This window comes from Marinibaculum pumilum (genome assembly GCF_042646425.1).
In the GTDB taxonomy this organism is placed as follows: Bacteria; Pseudomonadota; Alphaproteobacteria; order Ferrovibrionales; family Ferrovibrionaceae; genus Marinibaculum; species Marinibaculum pumilum.
Genome location: NZ_JBHRTR010000031.1, coordinates 66,358 through 85,737, shown reverse-complemented (window position 1 = coordinate 85,737; position 19,380 = coordinate 66,358). Strand labels below are relative to the sequence as shown.

At 68.5% G+C, this 19,380-nt stretch carries 14 protein-coding genes; 2 read left to right on the top strand and 12 right to left on the bottom strand.

All coding sequences use genetic code 11. The features are described from left to right. Window position 1: 1 nt before the first annotated feature. The 8 genes from fumC to pncA form a co-directional block, all read right to left on the bottom strand. Window positions 2-1,399, bottom strand: a complete 1,398-nt coding sequence (gene fumC / locus ACFOGJ_RS17840) for a class II fumarate hydratase (RefSeq protein ID WP_379903011.1) — start codon at window positions 1,397-1,399, stop codon at window positions 2-4. A gap of 137 nt (window positions 1,400-1,536) precedes the next feature. Further along, window positions 1,537-2,226 carry a phosphate regulon transcriptional regulator PhoB gene (phoB, locus tag ACFOGJ_RS17835; RefSeq protein WP_379903009.1) on the bottom strand — a complete coding sequence of 230 codons (690 nt, stop codon included), beginning with the start codon at window positions 2,224-2,226 and terminating at the stop codon, window positions 1,537-1,539. A 37-nt stretch (window positions 2,227-2,263) separates the two neighbouring features. Continuing rightward, window positions 2,264-3,007 carry a phosphate signaling complex protein PhoU gene (gene phoU / locus ACFOGJ_RS17830; RefSeq protein ID WP_379903007.1) on the bottom strand — a complete coding sequence of 248 codons (744 nt, stop codon included), beginning with the start codon at window positions 3,005-3,007 and terminating at the stop codon, window positions 2,264-2,266. A gap of 65 nt (window positions 3,008-3,072) precedes the next feature. Next, window positions 3,073-3,819: a phosphate ABC transporter ATP-binding protein PstB gene (pstB, locus tag ACFOGJ_RS17825; protein WP_379903678.1), complete on the bottom strand. Its 747-nt coding sequence runs from the start codon at window positions 3,817-3,819 to the stop codon at window positions 3,073-3,075. Window positions 3,820-3,950: 131 nt separating this feature from the next. Further along, window positions 3,951-5,264 (bottom strand): phosphate ABC transporter permease PstA, encoded by a 1,314-nt coding sequence (gene pstA / locus ACFOGJ_RS17820; RefSeq protein ID WP_379903005.1) that lies wholly within the window; start codon window positions 5,262-5,264, stop codon window positions 3,951-3,953. Further along, window positions 5,257-6,636: a phosphate ABC transporter permease subunit PstC gene (gene pstC, locus ACFOGJ_RS17815; RefSeq protein WP_379903003.1), complete on the bottom strand. Its 1,380-nt coding sequence runs from the start codon at window positions 6,634-6,636 to the stop codon at window positions 5,257-5,259. Before pstC ends, pstA begins: the two co-directional genes overlap by 8 nt. A 286-nt stretch (window positions 6,637-6,922) precedes the next feature. Next, the gene (locus ACFOGJ_RS17810; RefSeq protein ID WP_379903001.1) at window positions 6,923-7,966 is read right to left on the bottom strand and encodes a PstS family phosphate ABC transporter substrate-binding protein; all 1,044 of its coding nucleotides are present in this window, start codon (window positions 7,964-7,966) and stop codon (window positions 6,923-6,925) included. A 161-nt stretch (window positions 7,967-8,127) separates the two neighbouring features. Further along, complete coding sequence (gene pncA, locus ACFOGJ_RS17805) at window positions 8,128-8,760, bottom strand: bifunctional nicotinamidase/pyrazinamidase (protein ID WP_379902999.1); 633 nt, start codon at window positions 8,758-8,760, stop codon at window positions 8,128-8,130. Window positions 8,761-9,422: 662 nt separating this feature from the next. Between pncA and ACFOGJ_RS17800 the strand changes: the two genes are divergently transcribed. Together ACFOGJ_RS17800 and ACFOGJ_RS17795 are read left to right on the top strand one after the other, a co-directional pair. Continuing rightward, window positions 9,423-11,306 (top strand): 2-oxoacid:acceptor oxidoreductase subunit alpha, encoded by a 1,884-nt coding sequence (locus tag ACFOGJ_RS17800; protein ID WP_379902997.1) that lies wholly within the window; start codon window positions 9,423-9,425, stop codon window positions 11,304-11,306. Window positions 11,307-11,341: 35 nt separating this feature from the next. Beyond that, complete coding sequence (locus ACFOGJ_RS17795) at window positions 11,342-12,364, top strand: 2-oxoacid:ferredoxin oxidoreductase subunit beta (protein ID WP_379902995.1); 1,023 nt, start codon at window positions 11,342-11,344, stop codon at window positions 12,362-12,364. Between the two features lie 247 nt (window positions 12,365-12,611). Here the strand turns inward: ACFOGJ_RS17795 and ACFOGJ_RS17790 are convergent, their stop codons facing one another. From ACFOGJ_RS17790 to ACFOGJ_RS17775, 4 genes are all read right to left on the bottom strand, one after another. Then, a complete protein-coding gene (locus tag ACFOGJ_RS17790; RefSeq protein WP_379902993.1) occupies window positions 12,612-13,022 on the bottom strand; it encodes a RidA family protein in 411 nt (136 codons plus the stop codon). 41 nt (window positions 13,023-13,063) lie between these two features. After that, complete coding sequence (locus ACFOGJ_RS17785) at window positions 13,064-13,504, bottom strand: nuclear transport factor 2 family protein (protein ID WP_379902991.1); 441 nt, start codon at window positions 13,502-13,504, stop codon at window positions 13,064-13,066. Between the two features lie 119 nt (window positions 13,505-13,623). Then, window positions 13,624-16,710 (bottom strand): beta strand repeat-containing protein, encoded by a 3,087-nt coding sequence (locus tag ACFOGJ_RS17780; RefSeq protein ID WP_379902989.1) that lies wholly within the window; start codon window positions 16,708-16,710, stop codon window positions 13,624-13,626. Between the two features lie 145 nt (window positions 16,711-16,855). Next, on the bottom strand, window positions 16,856-19,378 hold the full coding sequence (locus tag ACFOGJ_RS17775) for a beta strand repeat-containing protein (protein WP_379902988.1): 2,523 nt from the start codon (window positions 19,376-19,378) through the stop codon (window positions 16,856-16,858). Between the last annotated feature and the right edge of the window lie 2 nt (window positions 19,379-19,380).

The following is a 19,380-nucleotide window of genomic DNA, read 5'->3' as shown; positions in this document are numbered from 1 at the left end:
ATCAGGCGTTCGGATGAGCCATCTTCTCCGGCACCACGGCGCGGTCGAATTCCTCCGCCGAGAGCAGGCCCAGTTCCAGGCAGGCCTCCTTCAACGTGCTGCCGTGGACATGGGCGTGATGCGCCGCCTTCGCCGCATTGTCGTAGCCGATCGACGGCGCCAGCGCGGTGACCAGCATCAGCGAACGGCTCAGCAGGTCGGCGATCCGGTCGGTGTCGGCGCGCATCCCCTCGACCGCGAATTCGGCGAAGTTCTGCATGGAATCGCTCAGCATCGCCACCGACTGCAGCAGGTTGAAGATCATCTGCGGCTTGAAGACGTTCAGCTCGAAATTGCCCTGGCTGCCGGCGAAGCCGATCGCGGCGTCGTAGCCCATCACCTGGGCGCAGACCATGGTCATCGCCTCCGACTGGGTCGGATTGACTTTGCCCGGCATGATCGAGGAGCCGGGCTCGTTCTCCGGCAGGATCAGCTCGCCGATGCCGCAGCGCGGGCCGGAAGCGAGCCAGCGGATGTCGTTGGCGATCTTCATCAGGGAGCAGGCCAGGGTGCGCAGGGCACCCGACGCCATGACGATGGCGTCGTGCGCGGCCAGGGCAGCGAACTTGTTCGGCGCCGGCACGAAGGGCAGCCCGGTCAGGGTGGCGATATGGGCGGATGCCGTCGCCGCGAACTTCGGGTGGGTGTTCAGTCCGGTGCCGACGGCGGTGCCGCCGATCGCCAGTTCCAGCAGGTCGGGCATCACCGCATCGATGCGGCGCAGGTCCGCCTCAAGCTGCGCGACATAGCCGGAGAATTCCTGCCCCAGGGTCAGCGGCACCGCGTCCTGCAGATGGGTGCGGCCGATCTTCACGATCGGGGCGAACTCCGCCTCCTTCCGCCGCAGCGCGTCGCGCAGCACGATCAGCTTCGGCTTCAGCCGGGTCTCCAGCGCCACCGCGGCGGCGATATGCATCGCCGTCGGGAAGGTGTCGTTGGAACTCTGCGACATGTTCACATGGTCGTTCGGGTGCACCGGGTCCTTCGATCCGCGCACGCCGCCGGCCAGTTCGATGGCGCGGTTGGCGATCACCTCGTTGACGTTCATGTTCGACTGGGTGCCGCTGCCGGTCATCCAGACATGCAGCGGGAAATTGCCGTCCAGCTTGCCGGCGACCACGTCCTCGGCCGCCTTCACGATCAGGTCGGCCTTGTCCTGCGGCAGCTTGCCCAGCTCCGCATTGGTCAGGGCGGCGGCCTTCTTCAGGATGCCGAAGGCGGTGATCACCTCCTTCGGCATGATGTCGTTGCCGATCGAGAAATGGTGCAGCGACCGTTGCGTCTGCGCGCCCCAATAGCGGTCGGCGGGCACCTCGATCTCGCCCATGCTGTCGGATTCGATGCGCATATTGTCGGCCATCCGGACCTTCCCCCGTGGTGCCGGGCGCTGCCTGCGCAGGCGCCCTTCGCGCGGTCACGATCCCGCGCGCGGCGCAGTCTAGCCGAGGCGGGCGTGCAGGTGCAGGGGGACCGCCAGAGATGCTTGGGTCGGCAGGGTCAGGCGGCGCTTTCCAGTGCGTAGCCGGCGGAGCGCACGGTGCGGATCAGGTCCTTGTCCTCGCGGCTGTTCAGCGCCTTGCGCAGGCGGCGGATATGCACGTCGACGGTGCGCTGCTCGACATAGACGTCCCGCCCCCAGACGGCATCCAGCAGCTGGTCGCGCGACAGCACCCGGCCCGGATGTTCCATGAAATAGCGCAGCAGGCGGAACTCCGTGGGCCCCAGCCGCACCTCGCGGCCGCTCCGGGTCACCCGATGGGCAGCCAGGTCCATGGTGATGTCACCGGACACCAGCAGTTCCTCGGTCAGGGCCGGGCGGATCCGGCGCAGCACGGCGCGGATCCGGGCGGTCAGCTCGCTGGGGCTGAACGGCTTGGAGATATAGTCGTCGGCGCCGGCATCGAGGCCGCGCACCCGGTCGCTCTCCTCGCCGCGGGCGGTCAGCATGATGATCGGCACGTTGCGGGTCGCCGGGTTGCGGCGCAGCTGGCGGCAGACCTCGAGGCCGGAGAGCTGCGGCAGCATCCAGTCCAGAAGCACCAGATCGGGGCGCTCCTCGGCGACCTTCATCATCGCCTCGTTGCCGTCGGTGGCCTCGTCGCAGCGATAGCCTTCCTTCTCCAGGTTGTAGCGGATCATGGCGACCAGGGCCGCCTCGTCCTCGACGATCAGTACCCGGGGCTTCATCTCTCTTCCATGGGCTGCGATGTTCACGGGCGGTGCCTTAGCGGGTCTGCGCGGCGCTGTCTTCCTCGACCGCTTCCTGCGTCAGATAGGGGGTTTCGTCGCCCTTCGCGCGATCGTCCGCCAGGGTCTCTCCGGTCACCGAATAGAAGACCTGCTCGGCAATGTTGGTCGCATGATCGCCGATCCGCTCGATGTTCTTGGCGATGAACAGAAGATGCGCCCCCAGGGTGATCCAGCGCGGATCCTCCATCATGTAGGTGAGCAGTTCGCGGAACAGCGAGTTGTACATCTCGTCGACTTCCGCATCGCGCTCGATGACCTGCCTCGCCAGTTCCTCGTCCTCCCGCAGGAAGGCGTCCAGGCAGTCCTTGATCTGCGCCTGCACCAGATGGCCCATGCGCGGGATCGCAAAGGAGGGCCGTGCCACCGGCGCCTGGCTCAGCGCGATGGAGCGCTTGGCGATATTGGCGGCATAGTCCGCCACCCGCTCCAGGTCGTTGGAGATCCGCAAGCTGGAGACGATGCGGCGCAGGTCGGAGGCCATCGGCTGGCGCAGTGCCAGCATGCGCACGCACTGCTCCTCCACCTGGCGCTCCAGCGCGTCGACCCGGGTATCGGCCTCGATCGTCTTGCCGGCCAGCCCCACGTCGCGGCGGGCGATGGCGGTGATCGCGGAAGAGAGCTGGGCCTCCGCCAGGCCGCCCATCTGCGCGATGGTGGTCGACAGGGCGGTCAATTCGGCGTCGTAGGACTTGACCGTATGTTCAGCGGCGGGCGCCATGGGTGCCTCCGTTCTCGGGCTGCGGCGGTGCTGCGGCGGCGGTGCGCGGTCTATCGCGCCGCGGCTCAGCCGAAGCGGCCGGTGATATAGGCCTGGGTCTTCTCTTCCCGCGGGTTGGTGAAGACCTGCTCGGTCTCGCCGCACTCCACCAGCACGCCCAGATGGAAGAAGGCGGTGCGCTGCGAGACGCGGGCGGCCTGCTGCATGGAATGGGTGACGATCACGATGGTGAAGTTCTGGCGGAGCTCGTCGATCAGCTCCTCGATCTTCGCGGTCGCGATCGGGTCCAGCGCGCTGCAGGGCTCGTCCATCAGCACCACGTCCGGGCTGACCGCAATGGCGCGGGCGATGCAGAGGCGCTGCTGCTGGCCGCCGGACAGGCCGGTGCCCGGCTGATCCAGCCGGTCCTTCACCTCGTTCCAAAGGCCGGCGCGCTCCAGGCTGGACTGGACCACCTGGTCCATCTCGTCCTTGTTGCGGCACATGCCGTGGATCTTCGGGCCGTAGGCGACGTTCTCGTAGATCGACTTCGGGAACGGGTTCGGCTTCTGGAACACCATGCCGACCAGCGCGCGCAGCTGCACCACGTCCAGGCTGGGATCGTAGATGTCCTGGTCGCCCAGCTTGATCGTGCCGTCGACCCGGGCGATGTCGATATAGTCGTTCATTCGGTTGAGGCAGCGCAGGAAGGTCGACTTGCCACAGCCCGACGGGCCGATGAAGGCAGTGACCTCCTTCTCGGCAATGTCGATGTTGATGTCGTACAGCGCCTGCTTTGCGCCATAGAAGAAGTTCAGCTCCCGCGCGGTCATCCGCGGCACCCGGCCGTCGGTCAGCAGCCCGCCGGCGTTATGCGGTCCCTCGATCCGGGCATGCGGGTCCCGGCCATTCAGTTCGCTGCGCGGCACCCGGGGGGTGCTCTCGACTGCCTGCTCGGCCATGGTCACCATCTCCGTTCGAATTTCTTGCGCAGCCAGATGGCGAACGCGTTCATCATGATCAGGAAGATCAGCAGCACCATGATCGCCGCCGAGGTCTTCTCCTGATAGGCGGCCTCGGCGCTGCCGGCCCACATGAAGACCTGGACAGGCAATGCGGTGGAGGGATCGGTGATGCCGCCCGGAACCTCTGCCACGAAGGCCACCATGCCGATCATCAGGAGCGGCGCCGTCTCGCCCAGCGCCTGCGCCATGCCGATGATGGTGCCGGTCAGGATGCCCGGCAGGGCCAGCGGCATGACATGATGCAGCATCGCCTGCTGGCGCGAGGCGCCCAGGCCCAAAGCCGCCTCGCGGATCGACGGCGGCACCGACTTCAGCGCCGCGCGGGAGGCGATGATGATCGTCGGCAGGGTCATCAGTGCCAGCACCATGCCGCCGACCAGGGGCGCGGAGCGCGGCAGGCCGAAGAAGTTCAGGAACACCGCCAGGCCCAGCAGGCCGAATATGATCGACGGCACCGCGGCGAGGTTGTTGATGTTCACCTCGATCGCGTCGGTGATCCAGTTCTTCGGCGCGAACTCCTCCAGGTAGATCGCGGTCGCGACGCCGATCGGCAGGGACAGGATCAGCGTGACCAGCAGGGTCAGGAAGGAGCCGACCACGCCGGCGGCGATGCCCGCCATTTCCGGCTCGCGGCTGTCGGCGTTGGTGAAGAAGGCCCAGTTGAATTCCTGCTTGATCGCGTCCCGGGATTCCAGGGTGTCGATCATCGCGATCTGGACATCGGGCACGCGGCGCTGCTCTTCCGGCAGGTCGCGGTCGATATAGCCCTTCCAGAACATGTCGACATCGTCGGAGGCCAGCACCCAGACCTGCTGGGTGGTACCGATCAGCGACGGGTCGGCGATCACCATGTTCCGCAGCTGGTGTTCCGCCCCGACGGAGATCAGGGCGTTGAGCTGCCGGCGCTCGCTGCGTCCCGTCACCTCCGGGAAGGTCTGCTTCAGCGCGTCGCGGGCCAGCGTGTAGTAGTCGCCCTGCCGCAGCGCGTCTTCCGTCCGGGCCCCGGACGGGTCCACCAACTCGGGGGTGAAGGTCACCTCGATCTGGATGTAGGTCTGCAGGAAGGCAGTCCAGCCGGTGGAGACGATGTTCACCAGCATCACCGCCAGGAACAGCACCCCCAGGCCGATCCCGGCCAGGCCGTAATACTTGAAGCGACGCTCCGCGGCATAGCGGCGGCGGAGGCGACGCTGTCCCGCTTCCGATTTCGCGACCTCGGCGATCGTCGGCAGGTGCAGGGCTGCTTCACTCATATTGCTCTCGATATTTGCGGACGATCCGGAGCGCGATCAGGTTCAGGATCAGGGTCACGATGAACAGCAGCAGGCCCAGCGCGAACACCGACAGGGTCTTGGCGCTGTCGAACTCCTGGTCGCCGACCAGCAGGGTCGCGATCTGCACGGTGACCGTGGTCACCGCCTCGAACGGGTTCGCGGTCAGGTTCGCGACCAGGCCGGCGGCCATAACCACGATCATCGTCTCGCCGATGGCGCGGCTGGCGGCCAGCAGGACGGCGCCCATGATCCCCGGCAGGGCGGCCGGCATCAGCACCTTGCGGATGGTTTCCGACTGGGTGGCGCCCAAGGCGTAGGAGCCGTCGCGCATCGACTGCGGCACGGCGTTGATCACGTCGTCCGACAGCGAGGAGATGAAGGGAATGATCATGATCCCCATCACCACGCCGGCGGCGAGGGCGCTGTCCGGGCTGGTCGGGATGCTGGCCCAGGAGCCGATATCGGAAAACAGGGGCGCCACCGTGATCGCGGCGAAGAAGCCGTACACCACGGTCGGGATGCCGGCCAGGATCTCCAGGATCGGCTTGGCGGTCGCCCGCATCCGGGGGCTGGCATATTCCGCCAGGTAGATCGCAGCCATCAGGCCGATCGGCACTGCCACGATCATCGCGATCAGGCTGATCATCGCCGTGCCGGCCAGCAGCGGGATGGCGCCGAAGGTCCCCTCGCCCGACCCCACCTGGTCGGCGCGGAGCGCCGCCTGCGGGCTCCAGGTCAGGCCGAACAGGAAGTCGAAGAAGGGATATTTGTTGAAGAACAGCACCGCCTCGAACAGCAGCGACAGCACGATGCCGACGGTGGTCAGGATGGCGACGCAGGCGGAGAACATCATCGCCGCCATCACCACCTTCTCGACGGTGTTGCGGGCGCGGAACTGCGGCACCAGCCGGGTGCGCGCGAACAGGAAGCCGGCCGCCGCGACCGCCGCCATCACCGCCACCACGCAGGCATAGGCGATGTAGCGCAGCTCGCGATAATCGGCGACGACCTGCTGGATGCCCGGGCCGTATTCGCGCAGCACACGCTCGCCGGAGGCCATGCGCCGGACATCCTCCATCACCAGGACGATGCTGGCGGAACTCTCGTCGAGCTGGCCGGCCAGCTGCTGCTCGATCATCCCGCGCAGCAGGCCGGGCTCGATGATCAGCCAGCCGCAGAGCACGAGGATCGGCGGCACCGCCGCCCAGAGCATGGTGTAGTAGCCGTAATAGCTGGGCAGCGAATGGAAATTCGCCGGCAGGCCTTCGGGACGGACCAGCGCCCGGCGCCGGCCATAGTGAAAGGCCAGGTAGGCGAGACCGAGAATGGCGATCAGGATGACGAGGACCATCGTCTCCCCCGAGTGATGGTGTCGCGCAACGTTACCCGGGCCCTGGTAGCAGATCGGGCCCGGCCTGGCGAAGGCGACCACCGCTTTCAGGCGGCCTTGCGGTCACCCAATGCCCGGCCCCCCCGACCGGACTGCCCGGCACCGACCTCATCCCGACGCGACCCTGTTTCAGGCGCTGGGGATGCGTGGGCACCGGCTGGAAAGGGCCGCAACCCGTTGGCTGCGGCCCCTCCCGAACTGAGGGGCCGGACCCGACAGGGATCCGGCCCCGACCCCGAAGGGTCGATCACATGGTCAGCTTGCCGAGCGACATGGCGTTCTCGCGCTGCTTCTTGCGCTCGTCGTCCGGCAGCGGGATCAGGCCCTTCTCCGCCAGATAGCCGTCCGGGCCCCAGGCCTTCTCGGAGGTGAACTCGTCGATGAACTCCTTCATGCCCGGCTTCTGGCCGACATGGGCGTCCTTGACGTAGACGAACAGCGAGCGGGACACGCCGTACTTGCCGTCGGCGATGTTGTCGAAGGTCGGCTCGACACCCTCGACCGTCTCGCCGCGGATCTTGGAGGCGTTCTGGTCCAGGAAGCTGAAGCCGAAGATGCCGAAGGCCGTCGGGTTGGCAACCAGCTTGGAGACGATCAGGTTGTCGTTCTCGCCGGCGTCGATATAGGCGCCATCCTCGCGGATTGCGGTGCAGGCGGCCTTGTGCGCTTTCTTGTCACCTTCCAGCGCCTTGTAGGCGGCGATCTCGTCGCAGGCCTCTTCCATCACCAGCTCGACGAAGGCGTCGCGGGTGCCGGAGGTCGGCGGCGGGCCGAGCACCTGGATCTCCGCGTCCGGCAGGGAGGCGTCGATCTGCTTCCAGGTCTTGTAGGGATTATCCTGCAGCTTGCCGTCGACCGGCACGGTCTTCGCCAGGGCCAGGAAGATCTGCTCCTTGGTCACCGGCATCGGGTCGGCTTCGCGGGAATTGGCGAAGACGATGCCGTCATAACCGATCTTGATCTCGGTGATGCTGTCGACGCCGTTCGCCATGCAGTTGTCGTACTCGGACTTCTTGATCGCCCGCGAGGCGTTGGTGAAGTCCGGGGTGTCGCTGGAGACGCCGGCGCAGAACAGCTTCATGCCGCCGCCGGTGCCAGTCGATTCCACGATCGGCGCCGGGAACTTCGTGGCGGCCGCGAAGCGCTCGGCCACGGAGGTGGAGAACGGATAGACCGTCGAGGAACCGACGATCTTGATCTGGTCGGCCGCCTGCGCCGCACCGGCGGCCGCAACGACGGTCAGGGCCGCGCCTGCCAGCGCCGCCGTAAGAAACCTTTTGCTCACTGTCACCCTCCTTGACTGGGCCTTGAGGCACCACGGGAAGGCCTGTCGCCTGCCCGGACCGGGCCTGTCTTACCGAGGGCGAATGACTCGTTGATTTCAATTATGTGACGTTTTCATGACAGCCCGCGCGACCCCGCAGGAAGCCGCAGAAACCAGCCATCGCCGCGTCATGCGGCGGCGCGCACGAGCGTCACGCCGCTGGCCGCGAACGCCTGCATCGCCGCAGCCAGCGAGCCATGCGTGTCGATCGGCCGGGCCAGGTCCTCCACCAGGACCGCGTCGAAGCCCAGCCGGCGGGCATCCTCCAGCGAGTAGCGGACGCAGACATCGAGCGCGAGGCCGGTGCCGAAGACCCGCGTGAAGCCGCGCTCCCGCAGGTATCCGGCAAGCCCGGTGGGGGTCGTGCGGTCGTTCTCGTAGAAGGCGGAGTAGGAATCGATGGCGGGGCGGAATCCCTTGCGCAGCACCATTTCGGCATGCGGGATCTCCAGCCCGGCATGGAAGGCCGCGCCGCGGGTCCCGATGACGCAATGGTCCGGCCAGAGGATCTGCTCGCCATAGGGCATCGCGGTGGTGGAGAAGGGCGCGGCGCCTGCATGCGCGCTGGCGAAGGAGGAATGTCCCGCCGGGTGCCAGTCCTGCGTCAGCACCACATGGGCGAAGCGGGCCGCCAGCGCGTTGATCCCCGGCACGATGGAGTCGCCGTCCGGCACCGCCAGGCTGCCGCCCGGGCAGAAGTCGTTCTGGACGTCGATCACCAGCAGGATGTCGGTGTCGCCCGGATTCGAGAGTGTCGTCATTGCCATCGCCTCATTCCCCCATCCTCATTGCAACTGGTGGATTTCATTTGTATGCTAATGAAATTCCGTGCTGTCCGCAGTCTGGGCCGCATTGCGGAACCGGGGGCGCGCCGCTGGTCACCCCAACGGCCATGCACCCTGCGTTCGGCCGCCCTGCGCGGGGTGGGATTTCCGCCGGCCGGGTCGTGCCCCATATTGGACCCGCCATTAGGGATTGCCCTGGAACAGGGCGCAAGGATCGGCGTCCAAGGGCTACGGGGCGCTAGGATTGGTGCCTCGCCGTCACCCGCGGCGTGGTAGTATGACGGGACGATGTCGGCCGGTTGGTTTCGGCCGATATCCAAGGGGGAATGCCATCCGTTCGAAGTCTGCCTGACCTTACCCTCCGCGCCTCGATGCCCTGCGCCGCCTACGCGGTCCATCGCCTCGCCCCGCCTTTCCGGCGCCGGCAGGATGGGCGCGCAGGGCAGTATGGTTGCGGCGCGGTGGAGCGGGCAGAGGGGCCAGCCGCCCCGGGTTTCGGACGAAAACGAGAATGCCCTGCCGCCGCCGGCCGCGATGATGGACACACGGCCTGCTGCGTGCACGCCGGCAGAGCGCCGAACCGGTCGTCCCCGGGGATGCCGGGCGCGACGAGGATGGGGCCAGAAACGGATTTTGGTATGAGCACACCGCTACTTCAGGAAGACCAGAAGCGCCCGTCGGCGCCCCGTGAGGAGCGCGACAGCGTCGTGGTGCGGTTCGCCGGGGATTCCGGCGACGGCATGCAGCTCACCGGCAGCCAGTTCTCCCAGGCGACCGCCCTGGCCGGCAACGACCTGGCGACCTTCCCCGACTTCCCGGCAGAGATCCGGGCACCGGTCGGGACCACCTACGGCGTCTCCGCCTTCCAGATCAATTTCGGCGCCACCAGCATCGAGACCTCGGGCGATGCGCCCGACGTGCTGGTCGCCCTGAACCCGGCGGCGCTGGCGGTCAACATCAAGCGCCTGCGCAAGGGCGGGCTGGTGCTGCTGGATTCCGGCAGCTTCACCGACCGCAACCTGCGGCAGGCCGGCTTCGACGGCGATCCGCGGGCCGATGGCACCCTTGGCGGCTACCAGGTGCTGGAGATCGACATCTCGCAGCGGGTCCTCGACGTGGCGCGGCCGATGGGGCTGAGCCAGAAGGACGCCCTGCGCTGCAAGAACATGTGGGTGCTGGGGCTGGTCTACTGGATGTACGACCGCGACCCGCAGGCCACCCTGGACTGGCTGGCCGCGAAGTTCGCCAAGCTGCCGGAGGTGGCGGAGGCGAACATCGCCGCGCTGAAGGCAGGCCATGCCTATGGCGAGACGATGGAGCTGTCGGGCGAGATGCGCGGCTACCGCGTGCCCAAGCGCGAGGTTGAGCCCGGCACCTACCGGCTGATCACCGGCGCCCAGGCACTGGCCTGGGGCCTGGTGGCGGGCTGCGAGCTGGCGCATCTGAAGATGACCTTCTGCTCCTACCCGATCACGCCGTCCTCGCCCCTGCTGCACATCCTGTCGGGGTTGAAGCAGTTCGGCGTTGTGACCTTCCAGGCAGAGGACGAGATCGCCGCCGCCTGCGCCGCGATCGGCGCCTCCTATGCCGGGTCGATGGGCATCACCGCCTCCTCCGGCCCCGGCATCGCCCTGAAGACGGAGGCGATCGGCCTGGCGATCGGCGCGGAGCTGCCGCTGGTGGTGGTCGACACCCAGCGCGGCGGCCCCTCCACCGGCCTGCCGACCAAGACCGAGCAGTCCGACCTCTACCTCGCCGTCTGGGGCCGCAATGCCGATGCGCCGATGCCGGCGATCGCCGCGCACGGCCCCGGCGACTGCTTCGATGCCGCGATCGAGGCGGTGCGCATCGCCACCAAGTACATGACCCCGGTGATGCTGCTGTCCGACGGCTATATCGCCAATGCCGCCGAGCCATGGCTGATTCCGGACATGAACGACCGCGAACCGTTCCCGGTCAGCTTCCGGACCGACCCGGAAGGGTTCAGCCCGTTCCACCGCGACGCGGAGACCCTGGCCCGCAACTGGGCGATCCCCGGTACGCCGGGCCTGGAGCATCGCATCGGTGGCATCGAGCGCGACTACGAGACCGGCCATATCTCCTACGACCCGGCGAACCACCAGAAGATGACGAACGTCCGGGCGGACAAGATCAACGGGATCGCCCAGGACGTGCCGGAGCAGGCGTTCACCGAGGGCGGTCCCGGTGCGGCGCTCACCGTCGTCGGCTGGGGCTCCACCTACGGGCCGATCCGCCAGGCCGTCGTCGCGCTGCGCAACGAGGGGCTGGACGTGGCCCATGTCCATGTCCGCTACCTGTGGCCGCTGCCGCGCAACCTGGGCAGCATCCTGGAAGGCACCGGCAAGGTGCTTGTGCCGGAGATGAATACCGGGCAGTTCGCCACCCTGCTGCGGTCGCAGTACCTGGTTCCGGCCGAGAGCCTGTCGAAGGTGACCGGCCAGCCGTTCACCATTTCCGAGCTGAAGGACGCGATCCGCGCCCGGCTCGGCGCCGGCGCCTGACGGCGACCGTCGAAAGATCAGCTGGGAGAAACGAGATGAACGTTCCCAAGATCGACACCAAGCTGACCGCGAAGGATTTCGCAACCGACCAGGACGTGCGCTGGTGCCCGGGCTGCGGCGATTATGCGATCCTGAAGGCGGTGCAGCGCACCATGCCGGAACTCGGCGTGCCGAAGGAGAACATGGTCTTCATCTCCGGCATCGGCTGCGCGGCGCGCTTCCCCTACTACATGGACACCTACGGCTTCCACACGATCCATGGCCGCGCGCCGGCCTTCGCGACCGGGCTGAAGCTGTCCAATCCCGAGCTCGACGTCTGGGTGGTGTCTGGCGACGGCGACGCGCTGTCGATCGGCGGCAACCACCTGCTGCATGTCCTGCGCCGCAACGTGAACCTGCAGTTCCTGCTGTTCAACAACGAGATCTACGGCCTGACCAAGGGGCAGTACTCGCCGACCTCGCGGCTCGGCACCCGCTCCCCTTCCACGCCGCTGGGCTCGGTGGACCGGCCGACCAATCCCTGCTCCTTCGCGCTGGGCACGGGCGCACGCTTCGTCGGCCGTTCCTACGATGTCGGCGCCAAGCACCTGCCTGAGGTGCTCAAGCGCGCCCATGCCCATCCGGGCACCGGCTTCGTGGAGATCCTGCAGAACTGCATCGTCTACAATAACGGCGTGTTCGGGCAGATCACCGAGAAGGGCTCCGCCGACGAGACTCAGCTTCTGGTCACCCATGGCGAGCCGCTGATCTACGGCAAGGACAAGAACAAGGGTATCCGCCTGAACCCCAAGACCCTGACCCTGGAGGCGGTGGTGATCGGCGAGGATGGCATCACCGAGGATGACATCCTGGTCCACGACCAGACCAACCCGGTGCTGGCCACCCTGCTGGCGCAGATGGAGCCGCCGAACATGCCGGTCGCAATGGGCGTCCTCTACGACGACCCGGCACCGACCTACGAGGTGGCCGTCACCAGCCAGGTGACCTCGGCGATGGAGAAGAAGCCGAACGCCACCCTGAACGAGTTGCTGCATTCCGGCCATACCTGGACCGTCTGACGGCCCGGCCGGAGGCCGAAGACATGAAAGGGCGGCACCTGCGGTGCCGCCCTTTCGCTTTCGCCAGCGTTCGCCGCAGGCTGGAGCGCCCCGCAGACGATGGAAGCGGCGACATATTCACGATCGTCGTCCCCGGCCTTGAGCCGGGGATCCATTCCGCCAGCCTTCAAGCTGCCGTACGGCCAGCGGAATGGGTTCTCGGGTCAAGCGCGAGAACGACGAGGTTTCCGCCGGCTCCGGGAGTGCGCTACGGCAGCACGGCCTCGCCCTCGATCTCGACCTTGGCGGCCGGATCGATCAGGGCCTGCACCTGCACCAGGGTCATCGCCGGGAAATGCCGCCCCAGGGTCGCCCCCCAGGCCGCGCCGATCGCCGCGCCGGCGGCGTTGAACTCCGCCATCTCGGTGACATAGGCGCGCAGCATCACCAGCTGCTGCGGTTCGCCGCCCGCGGCGCGCAGCACCGCGACCAGATTCTCCATCGCGATCCGCCACTGGGTGCCGAAATCGTCGCTCTCCACCCGCCGCTGGTCCGGCGCGCGGCCGATCTGCCCGGCGATCTTCACCACCCGGGTGCCGCCGGCGACGACGGCATGGGAATAGCCGCGCGGCCGCTCCCAGCCCTCGGGCAGGATCGCTTCGTATCCGATGTCTGACATTTCCCCTCCATCACGTTGAGCGGCAGCAGGCTGCCGGAAAATCAGGTCAGAAGCGACTGCATGCTGCCCTGACCGCCGACCGGCCCGGCGTTGAACGCCCCCTCCCAGACCGCGATCCTGCCGCCCCGCATCTGCCAGATCTCGCAGCCGAAGCCGGTCATCGCCTGGCCGCTGGCGGCATCCTCCCACGCCCCTTCCCAGCTGTTGCAGATGGTATCGCCCATCAGGCCGCGCAGGGTCTTGGTCAGGCGGTAGTTGCGCTGGCGTTCGCTGCGCGCGGTGAAGAAGCGGCGCAGCGCGTCGTGGCCGCCGAATTCCGGCAGGTCGCCGAAGCGGATCACGCAGTCCGGCGTGAAGCCGGCGACCAGCGCCTCCACGTTCCAGGGCATGAACAGGGATTCCACATGCTTCACCAGGGCCCGCGCCTCCTCCATGGTGCGCGGGTTCACGGCTTCGGTATTCTCAAGCTGCTGTACGGACATCGGGCCCTCCCTCAGGCATCACCGGCCGGCATCTTCTTCGGATGCCGCCTGTCACCCGACAGCCTGCCCGCGACCGGGCCCCGTCCGCAATGCGCAGCCGCTTGCGGGCCGACGGCCGGTCAGCCCGGCCAGATGTCGGCGGCCTGCAGCACGGCGTTCTGGAACAGCGCCAGCATCCGGATATTGCCGGCACTGACGCTGCCGGTCCCGAAATCGTCGAGGTAGTAGAGGCCGGAACTGGTGCCGTCATTGGCAAGGACCAGCGCGGTTCCGGTGCCGGCAATGCTGCCCAGGGCGGACAGCAGGTCGGCAAAGCCCGCGCTCTCCAGCCCCCCCGAGGCGACGGCCTGGGTCAGGTAGACCATTTCGTCGGCGCTGAGGTTGACGGCGCCCTGCCCGCGGCTGGTCATCGACAGGGTGCCGTTGCCGTCAGCGTCGAGATCGGCCTCCAGGCTGCTGCCCGCAGTGACCCACAGCCGGTCGCCATCGGCATAGTAGGTGCCGTTGTAGACGGTACCGGTGTCGAAGCCGGTGACCATGTCATGGCCGGTGGGGCTGCCGAAACCGCCGCCATCGGACTGCGCGCCATAGGCCGCAATGGCGAAGCCGCCATTGCCCGTCAGGACCAAGGTGTCGGCGCCGCCGGCACCTTCGATGAGCGCCAGGCCGTGCAGCACCGTCACTTGGTCCGCCGCCGCAGTCCCGATGGTGGTCTCCACGGCCTCCAGCGCCACGGTCTGGCCGGTCGCGCCCGCCAGCTGGATTCTATCGGATCCGGCGCCGGCGTAGAGGGTTTCGATGTTGTAGACGGTGAGCAGGTTGGAGCCGCTGGACAGGGTCAGGCTGTCGGCACCGTCCAGGCCGTTGACGATGACGCCGCTGGCAGCGGCAGCCATCTCGAAGCTGTCGTCGCCGCCGCTGCCCACCAGGGTGTCGATGCCGCCGGCGGTCACCGTCGAGGGGCCGGAGATGGTCACCCAGCGCCCGGCACCGCCGATGCCGAGCAGGGTCTCGACAGCCTGCACCGTGGCGGTCGTCGCGCCGGCACCACCCAGCGATACCGCATCGGCGGCGCCGCCGCCGGCGATGCTCTCCACGTTGAAGGCGCTGAGGCTGTTGCCGCCATCCGCCAGGGCGAGGCTGTCGCTGCCGCCCAGAAGGTTCACGATGGCGCCGGTCTGGGCCGCCGCCAGGGTCACGGCATCGCCCTGCGCGCCCGCCACCAGGGTTTCCGTTGCCGCCGCGGTCAGGCTCTGCCCGGACGCCCCGCCGATCCAGACCCAGTCCGCCCCGGCGCCGCCGTTCAGGCTTGCCACGTTGTAGGCGCTGAGGCTGTTGCCACCGGCGGCGAGGGCCAGGCTGTCGCCGCCGCCGAGCAGGTTCACGATGTTGCCGCTCTGCGCGGCGGCCAGGGTGACCGCGTCGGCCGCGGCCGCGGTGCCGACCAGGGTCGCCACCGAACTGGCCGTCAGGCTGCCGCCGCCGCTGAGCGCCACCCAGTCCCCGCCCCCCGCGCCGGTCACCGTCTCCACCCCGGAGACCGTCACGGTTCCGGCGGCGCCGAGGGTGACGGACTGCAGGTCGGCATTGCCGCTGAGCGTCTCCACTGCGGCGACCTGGACGGTATTGCCGCCGGCGCCGCCCAGGCTGACGGCGTCCGCGCCGGTCCCGCCGGTCACCGTCTCGATGTTGAAGGCGCTGACCGCGTTGCTGCCGTCTGCCAGCTGCAGCCGGTCGGCGCCGGCCAGCAGGTTGATGATCGCTCCGTTCTGGGCGACCGCCAGGGTCACGTTCTCCGCCTGATCGCCGCCGGCGACCAGGGTGTCGATGTCGCGGGCGATCATGGTGCCGGGACCGGTGGCGTTGATCCATTCGTAGCGGAAGCTGCCCACAATGGAATCGATCTGGCTGACCGTCATCGTCACGTCGCCGCTGACCGTCACATGGTCGGTCGCGGTCGAGCCGATCAAGGTCTCGACATTGGCGACCGACATGGTGTTGTCGCCGGACAGGGCGACCTGGTCGACGGTGCCGGCGCCGGTGAGGATGTCGATCCCCGCCGCCGTCGTGTTGCCCGCGCCGGTGATGATCAGGCGATCGGTGGAGGCGGAACCGAGCACGGACTCCACGCCCGATACGGTCAGCGTGCTGGCGGCCGACAGGGTCACGGTCACGCTGTCGGAGACGGCGCCGAACAGGCTCTCGATATGGGCGACCGTCATGCTCGCATCGCCGCTGACCATGATCCGCTCGAATGCGGATGCATCGTGCTGCCCGGTACTCCCGCCGACCAGGGTCTCGATGCCGGAGACCGTCATCGTCGGTGCGCCGCTGACCGTGACGAAGTCGCCGCCGCCACTGCCGGCCAGGCTGTCGAGCCCGGCCACCGTCACGCTGCCCGCACCGGACAGGGCGACCTGCACGCCGCTGCCGGTGCCGGTCACGGTCTCCAGCCCCGCCACGGTGACGAGGCCGCCGCCGGACAGGTCGACCCGGTCGCCCGCCGACGAGCCCAGAACCGTGTCGACGGCGGCAACCGTCACCCGGCCGCCACCGGAAAGCGACAGGGCCTGGGTAGCGGAAGCCGCGCCCACCACCGTGTCGATGCCCGCCACCGTTACGGCGCCATCGCCACTGAGGTCGATCCGCTCGCCGGCGATGCCGCCCACCAGGCTGTCGATGGCCGCGACAGTCAGGGTCTGCGCCCCGCTGAGGGTGACATGCTCCGCGGCGCTGCTGCCGAGCAGCGTCTCGATGCCGGCGACCGTCGTCGTCGCGCCGCCCTCCGAACTTCCCAGGGTGACGGAATCGGCCCCTGTCCCGCCGAAGATCCGCTCTACGTTGTAGACGGTCAGGCTGTTGTCGCTGCCGGTCAGGAGCAGGGTGTCGCCGTTGCCCATCAGGTTCACCACCGCATGGGTGACCGGCAGGTAGAACGAAACCGTGTCGCTGGCGGAGCTGCCGATCACCGTCTCGACCAGGCCGACCGTGACGGCGGCGGCATTGGACAGCAGCAGGGTGTCGGCGCAGGCGCCGCCGACCACCGTGTTCGCGGTCGGCATGCCCAGGTGCAGCATCTCCGTCGGCACATTGCGGAAGGTGATGATGTCGGCGCCGCCCTGGTAGTCGAAGATCGCCTGGGTCTGCGTCGCCGTCAGCGCGATCAGGTCGCCGTCGCTGGTATCGGTAATGGTAACCGTCGTCATTGCCGCCCCGTCATGCCTGCCGATTGCAGGGCGCAACTATTGCGTCATGCGGCATGCCAAGCCAAGCGGTCGTGCCGGCGGAGCGGGCAGATCCCCGGGGCCGGGTGCATCTCCGGGTCGGGCACTGCTCAGGGTCGGGAAGGCCTCACGGCAGGCTGACATCGCTGCTCTGCAGGACGGTGCTCTGGAACAGGCCGAGCATGCGGACATTGGCGGCCTCGATGCCGCCGCCGCCGAAGTCGTTCAGGTAGTAGAGGCCGGAATTGACCCCGTCATTGGCGAGCACCAGCGCACGGCCCGTGCCGCTGACGGTTCCGAGCGCCGACAGGAAGCCGGTCAGGCTGCTGGAGGCGAGGCTGCCGGTCGACGCCGTCGCGCTGAGATAGACCATCTCGTCGCTGCCCAGCACCACCGCGCCCTGGCCGCGGGTCACCAGGGACAGGCTGCCGTTGCCGCTGGCATCTACCGCGCTTTCCAGGATGCTGCCCGACGGCACGGTGAGGCTGTCGGTGCCGGACTGGAAGTTCAGGATGGTGTCCGCCCCGCTGGCGGTGCCGAAGGCGCTGCCATCGGTCTGGGCGGCATAGCCGACCGCCTCCGTGCCCGCGCCGTTCTGCAGCGAGACCGTGTCGGCGCCGGCATTGCCCACCACCCGGGTGCTGCCCGCGGTGACGGTGAGGGTGTCGTCATGGGCGGAGCCGGCCAGGGTCTCCACGCCCGAGGCGCTGACGGTCTGCGCCGCATTGCCGCCCAGCATCACATTGTCCGCGCCGCTGCCGCCGGTCACCGTCTCGACATTGTAGGCGGAAATCGCGTTGCTGCCGTCGGCCAGGGTCAGGCTGTCGCTGCCCGAAAGCGCGTTGACGATGCTGCCGGTCGCGGCGGCGCCCAGGGTCAGCCTGTCGTCGGCGCTGGTGCCCACCAGGGTGTCGATGGCGGACGCGGTCGCCGTGGCGGCGCCCGACAGGGCCACCCAGCGCCCTGCCCCGTCCACCCCGATCAGGGTTTCCACCGCGGAGACCTGAACCGTCGTATTGCCGGCGCCGCCCAGGCTGACGGTGTCGATACTGGCGCCGCCGGTGACGGTCTCCGCATTGTAGGCGGTGACGATGTTGACGCCGTCCGACAGGTTCAGGATATCGGCCCCGCCCAGCAGGTTGAACAGGCCCGTGGTCTGCGCACTGCCGACCGTGACGATATCGGCGTTCGCCGTGCCGACCAGCGTCTCCAGCGCTGACGCGGTGCCGGTCTGGCCCACCGCGCCGCCCAGGGTGACATAGTCGCTGCCGGTGCCGCCGGTCACCGTCTCCACGTTGTAGGCACTGAGGGTGGTGTCGGCATCGGCCAGCTGCAGCCGGTCATTGCCGCCCAGCAGGTTGACGATGCCGGCGGTCTGGGCGGCGCCCAGGGTGACATGCTCCGCCGCGCCGGCCGTGCCGACCAGGGTGTCCAGGGCGGATGCCCGCAGGGTGCCGCCACCGGACGCCATCGTCACCCATTCCAGGGAGGCGCTGCCGACCAGGGTGTCGATGCCGCCCACCCCCAGCGTCTGCGCCGCACTGAGGGTGACCTGCTCGGCAGAGGCGGAGCCGACCAGGGACTCCATGTTGGCCGCGGTCATCGTGGCGGCGGCGCTCAGGGTCACCAGATCGGCGGTACCGCTGCCGATCAGGGTCTCGACCAGGGCCACGGTGGTCGTCGCGCCCGCCGCGCCGCCCAGGGTGACCCGGTCGCCGGTGGCGCTGCCCACCAGGGTCTCCACATTGAAGGCGGAGATGTCGAAGCCCGCCAGGGAGGCGCTGTTCAGCGCCAGGCTGTCCGCGCCGGTCAGCAGGTTGACCAGGCCGCCGGACTGGTCGTCGCCCAGGGTCACGGCATCGGCGGACGCGCTGCCGACCAGGGTGTCGATCGCCTGCGCCCGCAGAGCGCCGCCGGCGCTGACGGTCACGACCTCGGCCGAGGCGCTGCCCAGCAGGGTGTCCAGCAAGGCCACCGTGGCGGTCGCGGCGCCCGACAGGGTGACCTGCTCGGCCGAGGCGGATCCCAGCAGGGTCTCCAGCGCCGCCACCATGGTCGTCGCGGCACCGCTGAGGGTCAGCCGCTCTGCCGAGGCAGAGCCGAGCACCGTCTCCAGCGCGGACGCGGTGACCGAGGTCGCGGCGGACAGGGTCACCTGCTCCGCCGAGGCGGAGCCGATGACCAGGTCGATCCAGGCCATGGTCGTGCTGCCGGCGCCGGACAGGGCGACGGTCAGGTTGTCTGATGTCACCGCGCCGGTGATGCTGTCGATGGCGCCAACCAGGATGCTGGCATCGCCGCTGACCGTGATCCGTTCGACCGAGGCCGAGCCGATCAGGCTGTCCAGCGACGCCACCATTAGGGTGGTGTCGCCCGACAGGGTTATCGCCTCGGCGGAAGCGGTGCCGATCACGCTTTCCAGCGCCGCCAGCATGGCCGTGGCATTGGCAGTGAATGCGACCAGGTCGGCGCCCGCCCCGCCGATCACGGTATTGGCTGTCGGCGTCCCCAGGTGCAGCAGATCGGTGGCCCCGGAGGAGAAGCTGATGCTGTCCGCCCCGCCCTGCCAGTCGAAGACGACCTGCGTCTGACCGGCGGTGAGGGCCAGGGCATCGGCGCCCGCCGTGCCGGTGACGGTGACCGTGGTCATCG

Excerpts from the sequence above, each read along its gene's own strand:
- phoU (WP_379903007.1), bottom strand. The coding sequence starts at position 3,007 with ATGGCGCCCGCCGCTGAACATACGGTCAAGTCCTACGACGCCGAATTG.
- ACFOGJ_RS17795 (WP_379902995.1), top strand. The coding sequence starts at position 11,342 with ATGAACGTTCCCAAGATCGACACCAAGCTGACCGCGAAGGATTTCGCA.
- ACFOGJ_RS17785 (WP_379902991.1), bottom strand. The coding sequence starts at position 13,504 with ATGTCCGTACAGCAGCTTGAGAATACCGAAGCCGTGAACCCGCGCACC.
- pstC (WP_379903003.1), bottom strand. The coding sequence starts at position 6,636 with ATGGTCCTCGTCATCCTGATCGCCATTCTCGGTCTCGCCTACCTGGCC.
- fumC (WP_379903011.1), bottom strand. The coding sequence starts at position 1,399 with ATGGCCGACAATATGCGCATCGAATCCGACAGCATGGGCGAGATCGAG.
- ACFOGJ_RS17800 (WP_379902997.1), top strand. The coding sequence starts at position 9,423 with ATGAGCACACCGCTACTTCAGGAAGACCAGAAGCGCCCGTCGGCGCCC.
- ACFOGJ_RS17780 (WP_379902989.1), bottom strand. The coding sequence starts at position 16,710 with ATGACGACGGTTACCATTACCGATACCAGCGACGGCGACCTGATCGCG.
- pncA (WP_379902999.1), bottom strand. The coding sequence starts at position 8,760 with ATGACGACACTCTCGAATCCGGGCGACACCGACATCCTGCTGGTGATC.
- pstB (WP_379903678.1), bottom strand. The coding sequence starts at position 3,819 with ATGACCGCGCGGGAGCTGAACTTCTTCTATGGCGCAAAGCAGGCGCTG.
- phoB (WP_379903009.1), bottom strand. The coding sequence starts at position 2,226 with ATGAAGCCCCGGGTACTGATCGTCGAGGACGAGGCGGCCCTGGTCGCC.
- pstA (WP_379903005.1), bottom strand. The coding sequence starts at position 5,264 with ATGAGTGAAGCAGCCCTGCACCTGCCGACGATCGCCGAGGTCGCGAAA.
- ACFOGJ_RS17775 (WP_379902988.1), bottom strand. The coding sequence starts at position 19,378 with ATGACCACGGTCACCGTCACCGGCACGGCGGGCGCCGATGCCCTGGCC.
- ACFOGJ_RS17790 (WP_379902993.1), bottom strand. The coding sequence starts at position 13,022 with ATGTCAGACATCGGATACGAAGCGATCCTGCCCGAGGGCTGGGAGCGG.